The organism is Candidatus Firestonebacteria bacterium RIFOXYD2_FULL_39_29 (genome assembly GCA_001778375.1).
GTDB lineage: Bacteria > Oederibacteriota > D2-FULL-39-29 > D2-FULL-39-29 > D2-FULL-39-29 > D2-FULL-39-29.
In genome coordinates, this window is the sequence record MFGV01000063.1 from 1 (window position 1) to 17,679 (window position 17,679).

Sequence of the window (17,679 nt, forward strand, 5' to 3'; positions counted from 1 at the left end):
GTCCGTATGAGGATGTTTGACTGAAGAGCCGTATGAGGGAAAACTTCACGTACGGTTCTGCGAGGGGACTTGTAGTTATGAGTTCTACTCGACAACAAAAAGAAAATATCTAAATATTAAGCAATAAACAAAAGAATTAATATAATTGCAATGATTTTGTTTAAGATTTAGAACTTTATTTTTAATTGTTTAGTGCTTAGAATTTAGATCTTAGTGATTGTTATAGACTAGTGGTTGAAATTATGTCACTTTATCAGAATTATTAGAATGAAAAAGAGTATCATAAGCAAAAGTCCCACCGGTATTCCGAACTTCGCCCAGTCTTTGCTTTTGATTCCAAGTTTGTTCGCGGCAATTATATTGGGAATGTTTCCGGGGATTAACATTCCGCCGGCAATGAGAAGACCGAGCAGTGCTGACTTTATTTGATATAGACTCATGCTCGGAGCTATTTCCGCTGCGGCTAAAGTAGCATTATCAAGAACGGCGGAAAGGATATTTATCCAGTAAAGTATTTCAGGGGAGATCGCGGTAATATAGTTGTCAATTAGCGGTTTAAATCCGGTCCCCAGGAAAACAAGAGCCATTACGAAAAGATAAATCTTTCCTGTTCTCATAAGTATATCCTTAAATGTTTCTTTGGATTGCACCTTTAAACCTGATCCTTTTGAAAGATGAGTTCCTGAAATGTACGCTGCAATTGCTCCGAGGATTAATAAAGAAGAAATTACATATAACCATAAATTAGCCGCCAGAAACCAAAAACCTGCAAAATACGGGGCTCCTTTTAATTTTGCTATTGCAATTGTGGAAAGAGGCTCGCCTATCGGCGTAAGCGCGGCTCCCAATCCTATTGAAAAGCAGGAGAGAATTACAAGTTTTGTTTCATGTTTTTTATCAAGCTTTAAGTGTGTAATAGCTTCAACGAGTACAAGCGCGGCTATAATCGCTGTAATAGCGCTGGAAATTAAACCAAGTAAGAATACCAGCAGGAAAGAAAATAATCTGAGACCGGTTATTTTGACTGTCTGATTTACATATCTTTCGATAAAAACCTTAAGTTCTCGAAATAATAAACCTGCAATAAGCACCGCGGCGGTGATTTTTATCGGCTCAACAAGAGCTTCTTCAATAATGCTTAAAGACCACTGTGAAGTTACAGAAACGGCCAAAACACCCATTATAAACAGGAATAACTCCAGCTCTTCTTCTACTTTTTTTACGGTAAAAGGCAGAATCAATACGATAAATAATATTACAAACAAAGCAATGACCGCCATTTTCGATAAATCTCCTTTGATTTATTACCTATAATAAGTATTTTAGCAGAAAATTCTGTTTAATAACATGTTTTTATCGAGTCCCTAAAAACGAAGTAGAACCACTCATACTTCAGTTGTTTGCTGATCGATTCTATCATGATGTTTGAAAAAATATATCCTGCAAAACTGTTAGTGTTTTTATTGGAATATTATCCTGTAAAAATAAGGGAAATTTGAGTAATTTTTTGGATTTCAAGACTTGACCTAACCTGAATATGCATGGTAAAATAAATAATTAAGTAAAAAAACCAATACTTGTATGAGTTTTTCACATAACTTCTTAAGCGGAGGAAATATGAAAGCAGCAGTTTATCTTGGCCCCGGGAAAATTGAGATACGAGAGATTCCTACTCCAACTCCAAAAGCAGGAGAGGTTCTTATCAAAGTTCACGCTTGTGCTGTCTGCGGGACGGACGGAAGAATATTTTATCACGGGCAAGCGAATGTTGTTCCTCCTGCGGTAATTGGTCATGAGATAGCGGGTGAGATCTGGGAACTTGGAGAAGGTGTTGAAGGTTTTAAAAAAGGAGAGAAAGTTACCTCCGTTACTTCAGTCGGATGTCAGAAATGTTCTTACTGCAAAAAAGGGCATTACAATCTTTGTGATACACCCAGATATCTGGGGTATTTTTATTCCGGTGCATTCGCTGAATATATAATTATTCCCGTTGAAGCTGTAAAAGGCAACAACATCCTTAAAGTTCCTGAGAATATGAGTTATCCCGCCATGTCGCTTATAGAACCGCTTTCTTGCGTTATAAACGGACAGGATTATCTGAAAGTTGAAAAAGGCGATACGGTTGTGGTGATTGGAGCCGGACCTATTGGGTGCATGCATGCTGAGGTTGCCAGGGCTTCAGGGGCAAAGCGGGTTATATTATTTGATGTTTCTGAAACAAGACTGGGGCTTGCGAAGAGATTTGAAGGAATTACTCCCGTAAACAGCGCAAAAAATGATCCGGTAAAGACCGTAAAGGAATTAACAGGCGGAGTTGGCGCGGATGTTGTTGTCGTTGCCTGCGGTGTAAATGCAGCTCAGGAACAAGCTATAGCTATGACGGCAAAAAGAGGGCGTGTGAGTTTATTTGCGGGTCTGCCCAAAGATAATCCATACATCAAGTTTGACGCTAACTTTGTTCATTATAACGAGATCTCGGTCTATGGTGCTTTTGCTTCTTACCGGGTGCAGTTTGAAAAAGCAATGAACCTGCTTGCGTCAGGCAAGATTGACGCCGAAAAGTTCATCACGCATACTTTCCCTCTTGAAAAAATAGTGGAAGGAATTGAAACCGCAAAGAAAGGTGAAGGTCTTAAGGTTGTAATTAAGATTGATTGATATTTTTGGTAAATAAATTTTGAAGAAAAGGAAACAGTATGTCATCCGGAATCAAAGGTAAAATAGCTCTTGTTTTTGGGGCCAGCCAGGGACTTGGCGAGGCCATTGCTCACAGATTCGGGTACGAAGGCTGTTCTGTTATTGCTTGCGATATAAATAAAGATAACGTGGAAAAAGTAGCGAAGGAAGTCAATACAAAATATAAAGTTGAAACACTGGCTTTTAACGTTGATGTGACAAAGGAAGAAGAGGTAAGCGCGGCTGTTTTAGCAACGGTTAAAAAGTTCGGCCGGCTCGATATAATGGTTTCTAATGCCGGAATATTAATTGCTGAAGATATCGCGGATTTTTCCGTTGAAAAATGGAGAAAGGTGATAGATGTTAACTTGGTTGGGTATTTTATCTGCGCAAAACAGGCTGCAAAGGTTATGAAGGAACAAAAAAGCGGCGCAATAATTCAGATTAATTCCAAGTCCGGAAAAAAAGGCAGTTTCAGGAGTTCAGCCTATGCGGCTTCAAAGTTCGGCGGTATCGGATTAACACAATCGATAGCTTTGGACCTGGCGCCTTTTAATGTAAGGGTTAATTCGGTCTGTCCCGGTAATCTTTTAGATTCACCGCTCTGGGTAAACAGTCTTTACGAGCAGTATGCGAAAAAATGGGGAATTACAAAGGAACAGGTAAGACAAAAGTATATTGATCAGGTACCCCTGAAAAGGGGTTGCACGTATGATGATGTAACCAATGTTGTAGTTTTCCTGGCGGGAGAGGATGCTTCCTATATGACCGGACAGGCAATCAATGTCACCGGCGGACAGGAAATGAGATAATGACGAAAATTGAGGTTGAAAGCAAGCTGAATAGTTTTAGCAAAAAGGAACGTCTTGAAGCTCTAAAGCAATTAAAAAAAGATTTTGTTCCTGAACCCGGAAAAAATAAAGGGTTCGTGAACCTTCACTGCCATACGTTCTACTCTTTTAACGGTTACGGGTATTCTCCGGAAAGAGTTGCATGGATGGCGTATAACGAAGGTCTGGCCGCTGTTGGTTCCGTGGATTTTGATGTCCTTGATGCGGTCACTGAAATGCTGGAATCCGGGCGTATACTTGGCATTAGAACGGTGGCCGGTATTGAGACCAGAGTATTTGTCAAAGAGATGGCTTCGAAAGTAATAAACTCTCCCGGCGAGCCCGGGGTGTTTTATTTTATGGGAACTGGTTTTTATAAAGAACCGTTGGAAGGTTCGAAATCTTCACTGCTTCTTAAAAAATTTGCAGGGATTGCAAGAGAACGTAATATTGCCAGGCTTGCCGGAGTAAACAGGGATTTGAAAGAGGTCGCGCTTGATTACGAAGGCGATGTACTGCCTCTTACTCCAAAAGGTAATGCGACTGAGAGACATATTCTTGCGGCACTGATAAATAAATCAGAAAAAATATTTATTGAAAAGAATAGGATCGCGGAATACTGGGCGGAAAAGCTGGGTATTGACAGAACTAAAGCAGAACTGCTTTTAGAAAAGCCGGCTGAGCTTGCCGAGGTCATCAGGTCTAAATTCTTTAAAAAAGCTTCAAGTAGTCCAAATAATGCCGGTGCAGATTTTCCTTCTCTGGAAGAAGTTATAGAAATGATAAAATCAGAGGGCGCGCTTCCCACAGCAGCTTACCTTGACGGAACTTCTGAAGGCGAGAAAGATATTAAGGAATTTTTAGAATACCTTATTGCAAAAGGGATAGTTGTGTTAAATATAGTTCCTGATCGTAACTGGAATTTGAAGGACCAAAAAGAAAAAGAGATTAAGTACTCTAATTTTAAGCTGGTAATGAACGTCGCAAAGGAACTCTCCCTTCCGGTAATAGCCGGAACAGAGATGAATAAGGCCGGATTGAAACAGGTTGATGATTTTAATACTCCGGAGTTAAAACCGTACCTGAGTGATTTTCTCGACGGCGCATACCTTGTTTACGGTCATACTATCCTTGCAAAATATTTTGATATAGGGTATGACAGTGCCTGGGCGGTAAAGCATTTACCTCTTAGGCCAAAAAGAAACGAGTTCTATTTAAGAGCCGGTAAGAAAACAGACCCGATAAAGGATTATTCAAAGTTAGTAGTAGGGAAAGATGCAACTCCGGAGAAAGCACTGGAGCTGCTATAAATATAAGTACAACATATGAAGCAAATTCGAAAAAATCAGAAATGAAAATATAAAAGAGAGAATAATATAGAAAAAGAAAAAAGAAATTTTAAAAACAACAAAAACTCTAAATTGTTTTATGGCTGATTTCTGGTTTTTTCGAATTTAGAGTTTTAATCTTCGAGTTTGTACTCAAAGGAGTTTTTATGAATAAGTTAGAGGCGCTTAAGGAACTTGTTAAGGTGGGAAAAAAGCTGGATGATCTTGGTTATGTTATCGGTCCGGGAGGTAATACCAGTATAAAATGCGGCAATACGGTATATATAAAAGCCTCAGGAGCTTCCTTTGTTGACTGTTCTTCAAAAGATTATGTGGGAGTTGATCTTAAAACCGGCAGGCTTGTTGATGGGAAAAGAAGACCGTCCTGCGAGGTACTGGCTCACCTTGCCTGCTACCTGGCGAACAAGGATGTCGGGGCTGTCCTCCATTGTCATCCTACCTATGCAGTAGCGTGGGGTATGACAGAACAGACGTTAAAAGGGTTTAATCCTGAAATGGTTGCCATTATTAGTTCTGATGTTCCTGTAATGAAATACATGACTTCTGCCGGTGCTCCTTTTGCGGATAAGTTGAAACAATTTATCCGCCGCGGATTTAATGCAATAATCGTTCAAAATCACGGGCTGTTTGTAATCGCGCCGACTCTTAAACAGGCGCTTTACAGGGCGCAGATAGTGGAAGAATCGGTGAAGACTGTAGTAGCTGCAAAAATACTCGGTAAGATGAAATATTTTACAAAAGCAGAGTGGAAAGAAATAAACGAAGCGGAGTTCGAAGATTACAGAAGAGAACTATTAAAGATGAAAAAGTAAAATATTTAATAATGTTAAACATGATATAAAAGATAAGTAGAAGAGGATCCGTAAAATTAGAAATATAAAATAAATCAGTGAAATCTTGTAGTTTTGTAATCTCGACAAAAGATCCGCCTAACATAATTGGCGGAAGTGAAATCGTTTTTTAAAAAAGGGGGCATTTTATGAACTGTACTAAAGAAGAAGCGAAATATTTTCTGAAACAGATGATGGAGATACGCCAGTTTGAGGATAAGATTATGGATTTGCTAGCCCAAAACATCGCGGAAGGCGGTTCTCATCTTTACGCCGGGGAAGAAGCTGTGGCGGTAGGAGCGATGGCTGCGATCAGACCTGATGATTACATTACCAGCACACACCGGGGACACGGGCACTGTGTTGCTAAGGGCGGAAAACTTAACGAACTAATGGCTGAAATACTCGGTAAGAAAACCGGCTGCTGCAAGGGTAAAGGCGGGTCGCTGCACCTTGCTGATATGTCCACTTATAATCTTGGCGCAAACGGTATAGTCGGCGGGGGTTTTGGTATAGCAGTCGGAGCGGCGCTTTCAATGAAAATACAAAAGACAGGTAATGTAGTCCTCTGCTTTTTCGGGGATGGCGCTACCAATCAGGGGCTTTTCCATGAGTGCGCAAATATGGCAGGTACCTGGAAGCTTCCTGTGGTTTTTGTATGCGAGAATAATCTTTACGGGATGTCTGTTTCGGTGAAGAGAGCTTCTGCCGTGCAGGATTTTGTGCATAAAGCAGCACCGTATAATATGCCGGGTGAACACGTAGACGGGCAGGATGTCCTTGCGGTAAGGGATGTCGTAAAAAAATATGCGGAGAGGGCAAGAGCAGGTGAAGGGCCCGGGATGGTTATAGCCGCGACTTACAGATACTACGGTCACTCAAGGTCGGATCCCAGGGCGTACAGGACCAAAGAGGAAGAAAAATACTGGTCGGATCAGGATCCCATTAAACTTTTCTCGGCAAAGTGTATAAATGAAAAATATATGACCGCGGATGATGTTAAATCTCTTGATAAATTCGTTGAAGGTGAGATTGACACGGCGACTAAGTTTGCAATAGATTCTCCGCTTCCTGATAACAGTGAACTTTATGAAGACCTTTACGCTTAAATAAATCGTAAATTATAAATTCCATATTAAAAAAGGAGCGTTATGAAAGACATAATGTACTGGCAGGCTATAAATGAGGCCTTCGTTGAGGAAATGAACAGGGACCCGAATGTTTTTATAATGGGTGAAGACGTTGCCATATACGGCGGGGCTTACGCTGTGACCAGAGGACTCCATGAAAAATTTGGAGATGAGAGGGTAAGGGATACCGCCATCTCTGAAGCTGCGATAGTAGGAGCCGGACTCGGAGCCGCAATTACCGGGCTTAGACCGGTGGTTGAGATAATGTATGTTGATTTTATGGGTATAGCAATGGATCAACTTAATAACCAGGTAGCGAAGATCAGGTACATGTTCGGCGGTAAGGTAAAAGTACCTCTTGTAATAAGAACTGAAGGGGGCTGCGGCCGGACACTTGGTGCTCATCATTCGCAGAGTCTTGAAGCCTGGTTCACTCATATACCCGGTGTAAAGGTAGTAATGCCGTCAACTCCTTATGACGCAAAAGGACTTTTAAAGTCCGCTATAAGAGAGGATAACCCGGTTGTTTATATCGAACATAAGATGCTTTACAATACAAAAGGTCCAATTCCTGAGGGCGAGTATCTTATTCCTCTGGGGAAGGCCGATGTTAAGAAAACAGGTAAGGATGTCACAATAATTGCGTATTCCAGGATGGTTCTATTTGCTTTGGATGCCGCTAAAGATCTGGAAAAACAGGGTATTAGTGTTGAAGTAGTGGATCCCATGACCCTTGCACCGCTTGATATGGAAACTATACTTACGTCCGTCAGAAAAACACATAAGGTAATTATTGTGCATGAAGCATGCAAGACCGGAGGATTTGGTGCGGAGATAGCTGCAAAAATAATGGAAAATGCGTTCGATTATCTTGATGCTCCGGTTGTGAGAGTTTGCGGTGCAGATGTCCCCATGCCGAAGGCTCCAAATCTGGAGAAGCTCGCAATCCCCAGTAAAGAGGGTATTATCCGCGCGGTAAAGGAGCTTATGAAATGATCACAAAAGTTATAGTACCGAAGCTTGGCGAAACGATGGAAGAAGGTGTCATCGGGAAATGGGTTAAAAAAGAAGGCGACCGTGTGGAAAAGGGAGAGGTGGTTTTTGAACTCTCCACGGATAAGGCCAGCTTTGAAGTTGAAGCCCCAAAATCAGGATTACTAAGAAAGATTCTTTATCCTGAAGGGGCTACGGTAAAGGTGATAGAACCTGTGGCTTATATAGCCGATTCCATGGATGAATCTTTGCCGGTGGAACAGAAAAAAGATATTATTTCAGGAACAGAGACGGAAATAGCGGCAGATTCTTCTCCTGTAACTTCCGGGACTGTATCTCCTAAACTTGAGACTGTCGGCGGAAGGATATTTGTTTCGCCTATAGCAAGAAAGCTTGCCGCAGAAAAAGGTCTTGATCTTTCGCAGATAAAGGGTACCGGACCAGGCGGAAGAATAGTCGAAAAGGATATTCTAAATTTTACTCCTTTTTCCGGAGTTGTCCCGGCGGTACAAGCGCCGAATGCTTCAAGTCAACTGCCTGACGGCTGCAAGGTAATTCCTTTAAGCAACATGAGAAAGATTATAGCTCAACGCCTTCAAAAAAGCGTGCAGGAAGCCCCGCATTTTTATCTGCAGATGGATGTTGATATGACAGAGGCAAATAAACTTCGCGATAAATCCAAAGAGAGTTCGGAAAAATCAAGCAATGCAATATCTTTTAACGACATGGTCATTTATGCGGTTTCAAGGTCGCTTAAGAAATTCGAGCTATTTAACTCACATTTCGTTAATAACGAAATAAGGCAGTTTGCAGATGTTAATATTGGTGTTGCGGTTGCGCTTGAGGGAGGTTTAATTGTTCCTGTGCTCAAAAAAGCCGATTCTAAGAGTGTTGCTGAAATTGCAAAAGCATCAAAAGAACTTGTTGCAAAGGCAAAAGAAGGAAAACTTACCCCGGAAGATTTGGCGGGAGGAACATTTACTATTTCAAATATGGGCATGATGCATGTTGACATGTTTACGGCTATTATCAATCCGCCTCAAGTTGGTATTCTTGCTGTGGGAGCGATGAAGATGACTCCGGTGTTTGTTGGAAGCGAAATAATTCCAAGGATGATCATGAAGATGACAGTTTCCTCAGATCACAGGGCAATTGACGGGGCTTATGCGGCGAAGTTCTTGTTCAGCGTGAAGGATATACTGGAAAAAATTAAATTTAATATGTGAGGGGTAAAATGGCAGAATTTGATTTGGTTGTTATAGGCTCAGGTCCGGGCGGCTATCAGTCGGCAATAAGGGCGGCACAGCTTAAAGCTAAGGTTGCGGTGATAGAAAAAGCAGATATAGGCGGGGTTTGTCTTAATTCTGGATGTATACCGACAAAAACCTTGATAGCGAGCGCGGAGTTTATGTCCGGATTAAAAAAGGCAAAAGAATTCGGAATTGAGATCTCCGGGGCAAAACTTGATTTTTCTGCGGTCTCTGCAAGAAAAGGGAAGATCGTAAAAAAACTACAGCTTGGTATCGGCGGGATTTTAAAAAGTTACAATATTGAAATTATAAAAGGTGAAGCAGGCTTTATTTCCGGAAATGATATCAAAATTTATGGAAATCCTGATACACCTATGGTCAGTTTTAAGAAGTGCATAATTGCCACGGGTTCAAAAACAGCTTTGATTCCCGGTATTAACATAGACGGAAATATTGTCGTTAGCAGTACAGAACTTCTTAATTTAACAGAAGTGCCGGAATCCTTGCTCGTTATAGGCGGCGGGGTTATTGGCACGGAGTTTGGTTCTCTTTTTAACAGGCTTGGGTCAAAAGTTACGATCGTAGAAGCGCTTCCTAAGATACTTGCTAACCAGGATGAGGACGTATCTAACGCAATGACGCTTTCTCTCAAAAAAAAGGGAGCTGAGATATTAACTTCTGCAAAGCTTTTAGGCGTAAAAGGAAATACAGCTGAAGTCGAAACACCTGAAGGAAAAAAACAGATAAGCGCGGCGAAGATACTTATTTGTGTAGGAAGAAAAGCGTCCTATGAAGGTCTGGGTTTGGAGAATGCAGGGGTGGTTTTGGAGAACGGAAAGATAAAAGTTAACGAAAAAATGGAAACTTCAGCAAAGAATATTTATGCTGTCGGTGATGCTACCGGTAAATACCTTCTGGCTTACGTTGCTTCGGCTGAAGGAATAACTGCCGCGGAGAATGCTTGCGGTATTGTTACCGAAATGGATTACAAAGTCATACCCGGTTGTATTTTTACTTCTCCTGAGATCGGCAGTGTGGGTTTGACGGAGCAGGAAGCAAAGAACAAAGGTATTGCCGTAAAGACCGGGAAATTCCCTTTTTCGGCGAGCGGCAGAGCTGGTATACTTGCGGAGACGGAAGGGTTTACCAAAGTTATTGTTGATGCAAAAACTGACGGTATACTCGGGGTGCATATTCTGGGACCTGAGGCCACAGAACTTATTCATACGGCGGCAATGGCGGTAAAAATGGAATGCACCACGGCTGAATTTAAGAGAATTGCTTTCAACCATCCGACACTTTCTGAAACGCTGCTTGAAGCGGCTCACGATGTCCATAAGGAAGCGATAGATTACCCCAAGAGGCCGTAATATGGAAGTTAAAAGACTTGGCCTGGTTGAGTACCGGAAAGCACATGTTTATCAACTTGAACTGATTGAAAAGCGTAAAAAAAATGAGATTTCTGATACACTTATTCTGTTGGAACATCCTTCGGTGATCACCCTGGGACGTTCTGCCCGCAAAGAAAACCTGTTAAATATGCCGTCGGATGTTCCTGTTATCGAAATTGAGAGGGGCGGGGATATTACGGCTCATTTTCCCGGGCAGATAACCGGCTATTTAATATTTGATCTAAAGAGCAGAGGGCGGGATGTTCATAAATTCATGCGCGATATTGAGCAGTCGGTTATTGACTTTCTTTCCTTCTACGGCATAAAGGGCGAGAGAAGGCAGGGCTTTACCGGCGTTTACGTGAAAGGCGATAAAATTTGCTCTATAGGTCTCGGTGTAAAAAGCTGGATAACCTTTCACGGCTTTGGACTAAACATAGGTACGGATCTTTCTGTCTTTGATTTAATGGTTCCTTGCGGGATAAAAAACCTGAAGATGACCTCTGTGGAAAGGCTTTTGAATAAAAAGACTGACAGAAAAGATATTGAAGAAAGAATAGCCGAAGCCGTAAAAAAAGTATTTGGTTAAACAAAGAATATTCTGATTATTAAGGAGTATTGTTAGAATGAGTTACGAAAAAGCAAAAAAATACGTTGGATTTCATGCAAAAGATTTTGTTAATCCTTTACCTCTGTATTACCCGGGCTATTTCTGGTTTTGGAATGATTTAGTGGATAAAGGTATTCTTATTAAACAACTGCGGGATATGCATAAAAACAAGGCTTTAAGTGTGTGCCCGCATCCCATGCCCCCTGAGTTTAGACCGGGAAGCATGAATACTTTGATGAAACCCGGATATTTAACAAAAGAATATTTGGACTTTTATAAATCGGCGATTACGGAAGCGCGCAGGCTTAAAATGGATGTCTGGCTATATGACGAAGGAGGCTGGCCATCCGGCAGTGCTTGCGGAAGAGTAGTTAAAAGTGATAATTCCCTTGCACAACAAGTTCTCGAATGTGACGGGGATACTTATACTGCTAAAAGCATTCCCTTGTATTATCCGGTAGGGGGTTCTACGGGTATTCGTTATCCGGATCTTTTTAAACCGGAAGCAGTTAAGCAATTTATTAAGTTAACACATGAGGCTTATAAAAAAGCAGTAGGTAAATATTTTAAAAATACTATTAATATAACTTTTACGGATGAACCTTCGGTATCTCCTGTGATTCCCGGAAAACAAATTCCCTGGACTGATAATATGCTTGAGGAGTTTAGGAGAGAAAAAGGGTATGATTTAACGGAATACTTCCCCGCCCTCTTTGCCGAGCGCCTTAAAATAAAATCTGTGAAAAATATGCAGGCGCGTATTGACTTTTTTGATTTTTGGTCAAGACAATTTACAGAAAATTATTTTAACCGGATTCGAAAGTGGTGCAGTTTTAATGGTTTGCTTTCCGGAGGACATCTTGGGGGGGAAGATGAAACCCTTGGTTCAGCTTACTATGGATATGGACATATCCTGCGAACATTACGGGCGTTCGATGTTCCGGGTGTTGATGCTATCTGGCGGCAAATATTTCCGGGAAAAGAAAATCATCATTTTCCAAAGTACGCCTCTACTGTTGCGCATCAGCAGAATAAACCATGGGCTTTTACGGAATCCTTTGGAGTTTATGGGAATGGTTTAACATTGGAACAAATGAAGTGGATAACAGACTATCAATATGTCAGAGGCATTAATCGTATGATTATTATAGGTTATTCGCTTTCAACCAGAAATCATCTTATGGCAGGACTACGTCCTCATTTTGGACCGGTTAATCCTTTGTGGAAATATATTGAAAAATATCATAGTTATACGGCCAGGCTCGGGTATCTCTTAAGTTCAGGAAAACCGGTGATTAGAGAAGCTGTATATTATCCGGTACGCGACCTTTGGGCGGGTGGGAAAAAAATGGAGAAGACAGCAGGATCAAATGACAGGCTGGTTAAATTACTTCTGGAAAATCAGTGTGATTTTGACTTTATAGATGATGATATTCTTGAAAGTCCGTCTACAAAGATAACCAAGGGCGCTCTCAAAGTCGGGAATATGGAATATAATACGATCTGGATTTCCCGTACAGAATGGATTTCGGAAAAATCAATGAAAAAATTAGCCATTTTCTCATCTAAAGGCGGGAAGGTGAATTCTATAGATTCTTTGCCAAAATCAGGCGGAGGAAAAGGTGAAAATCCCGGAAATATATTTAATGTCTTTTCTTCGGATAAGGAAATGGTCGAGCATATGAATCCGTTGATAAGAGTGATACCGGAGTGTAAAACCTTGCGTGTCTGCTGCCGTTCTTTAAAAAACGCTGTATTATATTTTATTACGAATGAAGGAGAATCCGGGATTGAGGTGGATGTCCGGTTTAATGAGAAAATGATTCCGGTGCGGCTTGATCCGGAATCAGGAAAATGCTGGGCTTTGGATAATATTTCTAAATTGAACGGAAGCTGTTTTCTTCCTGTAACTCTTCCTTTTGCGGGATCTTGTGTTTTTCTTTTTACAAAAAAGAAAGTATCTTTGATTAGTGCTCCTTTGGTCCCGGGCTCAGTTCTTTTAAACTTAAATAATGGATGGAAATGCCGCCCTGTCAGGTCCTTTGAGGCAGGTAAACATGATTTTGTAATAAAAATATTAAAGAAGAAAGCCGTTCCGGTTCAATTGGGGGATTGGAGAAAAATACTGGGGAAGGATTTTTCCGGCGACGCTGAATATAGTATAAATTTCAATTGCTCAAAAGATATGTTAAAACAAATGCTTTTGCTCGATCTTGGCGGGGTCTCCTACGCGTGTGAGGTATTTCTTAACGGTAAAAATATCGGGAAAAAAGCATGGCGGCCTTTTGTGTTTCCTGTAAAAGGAGTGCTTAAAGAAGGTGTTAATAAATTACGGATTATTGTTACAAATACTCTGGCAAACCGGCTGACTTCTCCGGAGGTTTTAAAGGACTGGAAAGAAAGAAAAGACCCGGGTTGGAAACTTGGACCATATCAAGAAAGACAGATTCAATTTGAATTAGATTCTCGAGCAAGCGGACTTTTGGGACCGGTGAGACTTTTTAAAGTAAGGAAAGTATAAAAATAAAGATGGAGAGATTTTCGGATTTTAGTTCATTGGAACCATATTTTGCATCAGTGAAATCGTTTTTCAAAAAAGGAGTATATTTATGCCAAAAAAAGTCAAAAGTTTAAAAAAAGGCCGCTGGACCCTGCGCACTGACCTTCAGGATTTTATTTACCAAAATATTAATCCCTATGAAGGGGATGCTTCTTTCCTTTCGGGAGCTACCAAAAGGACTCTTGCTTTGTGGCGCAAGGTGGAAAAACTCTACGCATTGGAGAGAAAAAGAGGCGGAGTATTGGACATCGATACTGAAGTTGCAGGCGGGATTACTTCGCATGGCGCAGGGTACATTGACAGAAAAAATGAATTAATAGTAGGGCTTCAGACCGATAAACCTCTAAGAAGAGCAGTTAAACCTATAGGCGGAGTACGTCTTGTCGAGAAGGCATGTGAAGCCCGGGGTTATAAACTTTCTCCAAAACTTAAAGAAGTGTATACGAAATTCCGGAAGTCTCACAACGACGCGGTATTTTCCGTTTACTCATCAGAGATGAAAAAAATCAGGAGTCTCGGTATCATTACCGGTCTGCCTGATAGCTACGCAAGGGGAAGGATTATCGGTGATTACAGGAGAGTTGCGTTATACGGTCTGGACTGTCTTATAAAAGAAAAAGAGAAGGATTTTAATAAAATTGACGATAATATGTCTACTATGTCAATCCGGTTGAGGGAAGAAGTCGGGGATCAGATACAGGCTCTAAAAGATATGATTGTTCTTGGAAAAATCTACGGTTTTGACCTGACTCGTTCTGCGAAAAATGCAAGGGAAGCAATAGAGTGGACTTATCTTGCTTATCTTGCGGCGGCAAAAGAATCCGATGGCGCGGCAATGTCTATTGGTCCTATTTCTGTTTTCTTTGATATATACATTGAAAGAGATATAAAGGCCGGTATTCTTACAGAGGAAAAAGCGCAGGAACTGATTGATGATTTCACCATAAAACTCCGGCTAATCCGTCAGCTTAGAGCTCCTGAATATGATCTGCTTTTTGCTGGAGATCCTGTGTGGGTGACTATCGTACTTGGCGGAATGACGAGTGACGGCAGGACTAAAGTTACGAAGACAGACTTTCGCTTCCTAAATACTCTTAAAAATCTTGGACCCGCTCCCGAGCCAAACCTGACAATATTATATTCTCCGCGGTTACCTGTAGGTTTTAAAAAGTTTGCTGCAGAGATGTCTATAAATACAAGTTCAATACAATACGAAAATGACGATCTTATGCGGCCTATTGCGGGGGATGATTATGGTATATCCTGCTGTGTTTCTTTGCTAAAAGCCGGGAGTCAGATCCAATATTTTGGTGCCAGATGCAATCTTGCGAAAGCGCTGTTGCTGGCGTTAAATGAAGGTCGTGAAGAGACTTCAGGCGAACTGGTTATACCTGATGTCCCAAAATTAAGGGGAGAATATCTTGACGCTGAGCAGGTAAGAGAAAATTTTAATTATGTTGTCAGCTGGCTGGCAAAGCAATACGTTAAAACAATGAACGTGATTCACTGGGTTCATGATAAGTACTACTATGAAGCAGCTCAAATGGCGCTTTTGGATACCAATCTTGACCGCCTGATGGCGTTTGGTATTGCAGGTTTCTCCGTGGTGGTAGATTCACTTTGTGCAATAAGGTATGCTAAAGTAAAACCTATAAGAAATAAAAATGGGATTACAAAAGACTTTGAAATAAAAGGTGATTTCCCTTGCTTTGGAAATGATGATGAAAGAGCTGATAATAGAGCCAGGGATTTGGTTATTAGTTTTATTACAGAGCTGAGAAAAACCCCGATTTATAGAAGGGCAAACCCGACTCTATCCATCCTTACTATTACCAGCAATGTACTTTATGGAAAGGTGACCGGAGCCACTCCGGACGGCAGAAAGTCCGGTGAGCCGTTTGCCCCGGGAGCAAATCCCATGTTTGGCCGGGAGAAGAACGGCGTGCTGGCTTCGCTGGATTCAGTTTCCAAACTTCCCTATTACGCGGCACAGGATGGAATTTCAAATACTTTTTCAATTGTTCCGTCAGCATTAGGCGTTGAGAAAGAAACACAGAAAGCCAACTTAATAAAGATTCTGGACGGTTACTTTACCAGAGGCGGGCATCACATTAATGTGAATGTGCTGGATAAAACGCTCCTTAAAGACGCAATGGTGCATCCGGAAAAATATCCCCAGCTGACTATAAGAGTTTCCGGTTATGCCGTTCACTTTACCAAGCTTTCGCGCGATCATCAGGAAGAGATCATTAAACGTACGTTCCATGAAGCACTGTAAGGAAAGACTGATGGTCGGATGTTTGGAAGGTTGGATGCTTTGTAAAAACCAAAATAGCTTGTTTGTATGTGTAAACAGTTTGCAATAAAAGTTCTGCAAATATAGTAATTAATGTAGTACGTGAGCAACTTGTAACGTTAGTAACATTCTAACGGTTTTATTTGTACTGGAGCTAAACTTATAATGAAAAAAACCGGACAGATTCATTCTATAGAAACTCTGGGGACTCGTGACGGTCCGGGGCTTCGGTGTGTGTTTTTTCTGTCGGGGTGTAATTTTAGGTGTAAATTTTGTCAGAATCGTGATACGTGGTCTAAAATAAATTCAGAGAAAATATCTTTGAACTCCATTTATGACAGGTTGCTTCGCTTGCTCCCTTATCTTCAAAAAGATGGAGGGGGAATAACTGTGTCCGGAGGTGAGCCTTCTCTTCAGGCGGATTTTGTAGTAGAACTTTTTAAAATGGCTCACGGGATGAAGCTGACCACGGCTCTTGATACAAACGGCACCTGCCACCCGAAGTATATCGAAAAACTTCTTGCCGCAACGGATACCGTGCTGCTGGATGTAAAAGCAAGCGAAGCAAAGCTCCATAAAGGACTTACCGGAGGGATGCTTCTGCCGGTGCTTGAATTTGGGAGAAAAATCGCCCAAAACTGGGCAAAAAATGGTACTCCAAAACTTGTAATTCGAAGGGTTCTTCTTTCCGGTATTAATGATTCAAAAGAAGAGTTACATAATCTTGCTGATTATGCTTTAAGTCTGGCGAAAACCCCGGAAATAGAATTAATTCCTTATCACCGTCTCGGGGTTCATAAATGGAAGGAGATGGGAAAAAAATATCCATTACCAAAATTAAAGCCGCCTTCCTCTAGTGATTGGGAAATAGCAGCGGAAAGACTCCGGGCAAAAGGAATTGTTGTATATAAAGGCTAAGTAAAACAAAAGAAAATTACGAATGACGATTTACAATAAGCAAAGCTTTTCTCGAGATGAAAGATATATAAATGTCAACATCGTTGACACAGCGAGATTGACAATTTAATGTGGGCAGGTAAAGCACTGCCAATATATTATTAATACAATTTTAAAAGACGTTATCTCGCTTTGTCAACGAATGTTGGTAAGTATATATTTCTACCTTGCGAGAAAAGCTTTGCTTATAGACATTATGGACTTTTAAAGACTTTTATGGACATACGGTTATGTCTGTGTCTGCGTAATATATTTTCAAGAAGGAGTATTTTTTATGCTAAGGTATTTGTATGTTGCTCTCGGCGGAGCGATTGGGAGCATGCTTCGTTATGCTGTTTCCGGTCTGGATTTTAAACTTTCAAACGGCATATTTCCTGCAAGTACACTTATCGTAAATCTTTTTGGTTCTCTAATTATCGGGTTTTTATGGGGAATGTTCGAACGCTTTGAATTCTCACCGATTCTCCGTGTTTTTCTTTTTGTCGGTATTCTCGGGGGCTTTACGACTTTTTCCTCGTTTAGTCTGGAAAACTTAAATCTTTTACGTGACGGTGAAGTCAAAACAGCCGTACTTTATATTCTAATTACCAATATAGCGGGTGTAGGTCTGGCTTTTGGGGGGTATTTTGCCGCAAGGATGATTACAAACAGGATTTACTAAGTACTAATGACTAGTGACTATTTAATGTAGCTGTCAAACAGCATATATATTAATCCTCATAAAATAGTCAGTAGTAATTAGTAATTCAGACTGTGTCGCAATTAAATTACTAACATGATATAATATGGCATATTCACTCCAAAGGA

The 17,679-nt window shown here is 40.9% G+C and carries 14 protein-coding genes; 13 read left to right on the forward strand and 1 reads right to left on the reverse strand.

What is annotated here, in order from left to right; translation table 11 throughout:
• Nucleotides 1–245: 245 nt before the first annotated feature.
• Nucleotides 246–1,280 (reverse strand): cation transporter, encoded by a 1,035-nt coding sequence (locus A2536_03290; GenBank protein ID OGF45436.1) that lies wholly within the window; start codon nt 1,278–1,280, stop codon nt 246–248.
• A 337-nt stretch (nt 1,281–1,617) separates the two neighbouring features.
• Here A2536_03290 and A2536_03295 point away from each other — a divergent pair, with 337 nt between their 5' ends.
• The 13 genes from A2536_03295 (at nt 1,618) to A2536_03355 (ending at nt 17,533) form a co-directional block, all read left to right on the forward strand.
• Nucleotides 1,618–2,658 (forward strand): alcohol dehydrogenase, encoded by a 1,041-nt coding sequence (locus A2536_03295; GenBank protein OGF45437.1) that lies wholly within the window; start codon nt 1,618–1,620, stop codon nt 2,656–2,658.
• Between the two features lie 38 nt (nt 2,659–2,696).
• Nucleotides 2,697–3,488, forward strand: a complete 792-nt coding sequence (locus A2536_03300; GenBank protein OGF45438.1) for a sorbitol-6-phosphate 2-dehydrogenase — start codon at nt 2,697–2,699, stop codon at nt 3,486–3,488.
• Nucleotides 3,488–4,816: a hypothetical protein gene (locus tag A2536_03305; protein ID OGF45439.1), complete on the forward strand. Its 1,329-nt coding sequence runs from the start codon at nt 3,488–3,490 to the stop codon at nt 4,814–4,816. The genes A2536_03300 and A2536_03305 overlap by 1 nt, the downstream gene beginning before the upstream one ends.
• Before the next feature lie 185 nt (nt 4,817–5,001).
• Nucleotides 5,002–5,667 (forward strand): hypothetical protein, encoded by a 666-nt coding sequence (locus tag A2536_03310; GenBank protein OGF45440.1) that lies wholly within the window; start codon nt 5,002–5,004, stop codon nt 5,665–5,667.
• A 167-nt stretch (nt 5,668–5,834) separates the two neighbouring features.
• On the forward strand, nt 5,835–6,794 hold the full coding sequence (locus A2536_03315) for a hypothetical protein (protein ID OGF45441.1): 960 nt from the start codon (nt 5,835–5,837) through the stop codon (nt 6,792–6,794).
• A 42-nt stretch (nt 6,795–6,836) separates the two neighbouring features.
• Nucleotides 6,837–7,811, forward strand: coding sequence for a hypothetical protein (locus A2536_03320; protein OGF45442.1), 975 nt, complete (start codon nt 6,837–6,839; stop codon nt 7,809–7,811).
• Nucleotides 7,808–9,034, forward strand: coding sequence for a hypothetical protein (locus A2536_03325; protein OGF45443.1), 1,227 nt, complete (start codon nt 7,808–7,810; stop codon nt 9,032–9,034). The genes A2536_03320 and A2536_03325 overlap by 4 nt, the downstream gene beginning before the upstream one ends.
• A gap of 8 nt (nt 9,035–9,042) precedes the next feature.
• Nucleotides 9,043–10,428, forward strand: a complete 1,386-nt coding sequence (locus A2536_03330) for a dihydrolipoyl dehydrogenase (GenBank protein ID OGF45444.1) — start codon at nt 9,043–9,045, stop codon at nt 10,426–10,428.
• Nucleotide 10,429: 1 nt separating this feature from the next.
• On the forward strand, nt 10,430–11,038 hold the full coding sequence (locus A2536_03335; protein ID OGF45445.1) for a lipoyl(octanoyl) transferase: 609 nt from the start codon (nt 10,430–10,432) through the stop codon (nt 11,036–11,038).
• A gap of 37 nt (nt 11,039–11,075) precedes the next feature.
• On the forward strand, nt 11,076–13,580 hold the full coding sequence (locus A2536_03340; protein ID OGF45446.1) for a hypothetical protein: 2,505 nt from the start codon (nt 11,076–11,078) through the stop codon (nt 13,578–13,580).
• Between the two features lie 88 nt (nt 13,581–13,668).
• Nucleotides 13,669–15,897, forward strand: a complete 2,229-nt coding sequence (locus A2536_03345) for a formate C-acetyltransferase (GenBank protein ID OGF45447.1) — start codon at nt 13,669–13,671, stop codon at nt 15,895–15,897.
• Nucleotides 15,898–16,080: 183 nt separating this feature from the next.
• A complete protein-coding gene (locus A2536_03350) occupies nt 16,081–16,833 on the forward strand; it encodes a hypothetical protein (GenBank protein ID OGF45448.1) in 753 nt (250 codons plus the stop codon).
• A gap of 313 nt (nt 16,834–17,146) precedes the next feature.
• Entirely contained in the window at nt 17,147–17,533 is a 387-nt protein-coding gene (locus tag A2536_03355; protein OGF45449.1) for a hypothetical protein, read from the forward strand.
• Nucleotides 17,534–17,679: the final 146 nt, after the last annotated feature.

What these genes read in the sequence shown, in the direction of transcription:
- A2536_03290 (OGF45436.1), bottom strand. Translation starts at nt 1,280, where the DNA reads ATGGCGGTCATTGCTTTGTTTGTAATATTATTTATCGTATTGATTCTG.
- A2536_03295 (OGF45437.1), top strand. Translation starts at nt 1,618, where the DNA reads ATGAAAGCAGCAGTTTATCTTGGCCCCGGGAAAATTGAGATACGAGAG.
- A2536_03300 (OGF45438.1), top strand. Translation starts at nt 2,697, where the DNA reads ATGTCATCCGGAATCAAAGGTAAAATAGCTCTTGTTTTTGGGGCCAGC.
- A2536_03305 (OGF45439.1), top strand. Translation starts at nt 3,488, where the DNA reads ATGACGAAAATTGAGGTTGAAAGCAAGCTGAATAGTTTTAGCAAAAAG.
- A2536_03310 (OGF45440.1), top strand. Translation starts at nt 5,002, where the DNA reads ATGAATAAGTTAGAGGCGCTTAAGGAACTTGTTAAGGTGGGAAAAAAG.
- A2536_03315 (OGF45441.1), top strand. Translation starts at nt 5,835, where the DNA reads ATGAACTGTACTAAAGAAGAAGCGAAATATTTTCTGAAACAGATGATG.
- A2536_03320 (OGF45442.1), top strand. Translation starts at nt 6,837, where the DNA reads ATGAAAGACATAATGTACTGGCAGGCTATAAATGAGGCCTTCGTTGAG.
- A2536_03325 (OGF45443.1), top strand. Translation starts at nt 7,808, where the DNA reads ATGATCACAAAAGTTATAGTACCGAAGCTTGGCGAAACGATGGAAGAA.
- A2536_03330 (OGF45444.1), top strand. Translation starts at nt 9,043, where the DNA reads ATGGCAGAATTTGATTTGGTTGTTATAGGCTCAGGTCCGGGCGGCTAT.
- A2536_03335 (OGF45445.1), top strand. Translation starts at nt 10,430, where the DNA reads ATGGAAGTTAAAAGACTTGGCCTGGTTGAGTACCGGAAAGCACATGTT.
- A2536_03340 (OGF45446.1), top strand. Translation starts at nt 11,076, where the DNA reads ATGAGTTACGAAAAAGCAAAAAAATACGTTGGATTTCATGCAAAAGAT.
- A2536_03345 (OGF45447.1), top strand. Translation starts at nt 13,669, where the DNA reads ATGCCAAAAAAAGTCAAAAGTTTAAAAAAAGGCCGCTGGACCCTGCGC.
- A2536_03350 (OGF45448.1), top strand. Translation starts at nt 16,081, where the DNA reads ATGAAAAAAACCGGACAGATTCATTCTATAGAAACTCTGGGGACTCGT.
- A2536_03355 (OGF45449.1), top strand. Translation starts at nt 17,147, where the DNA reads ATGCTAAGGTATTTGTATGTTGCTCTCGGCGGAGCGATTGGGAGCATG.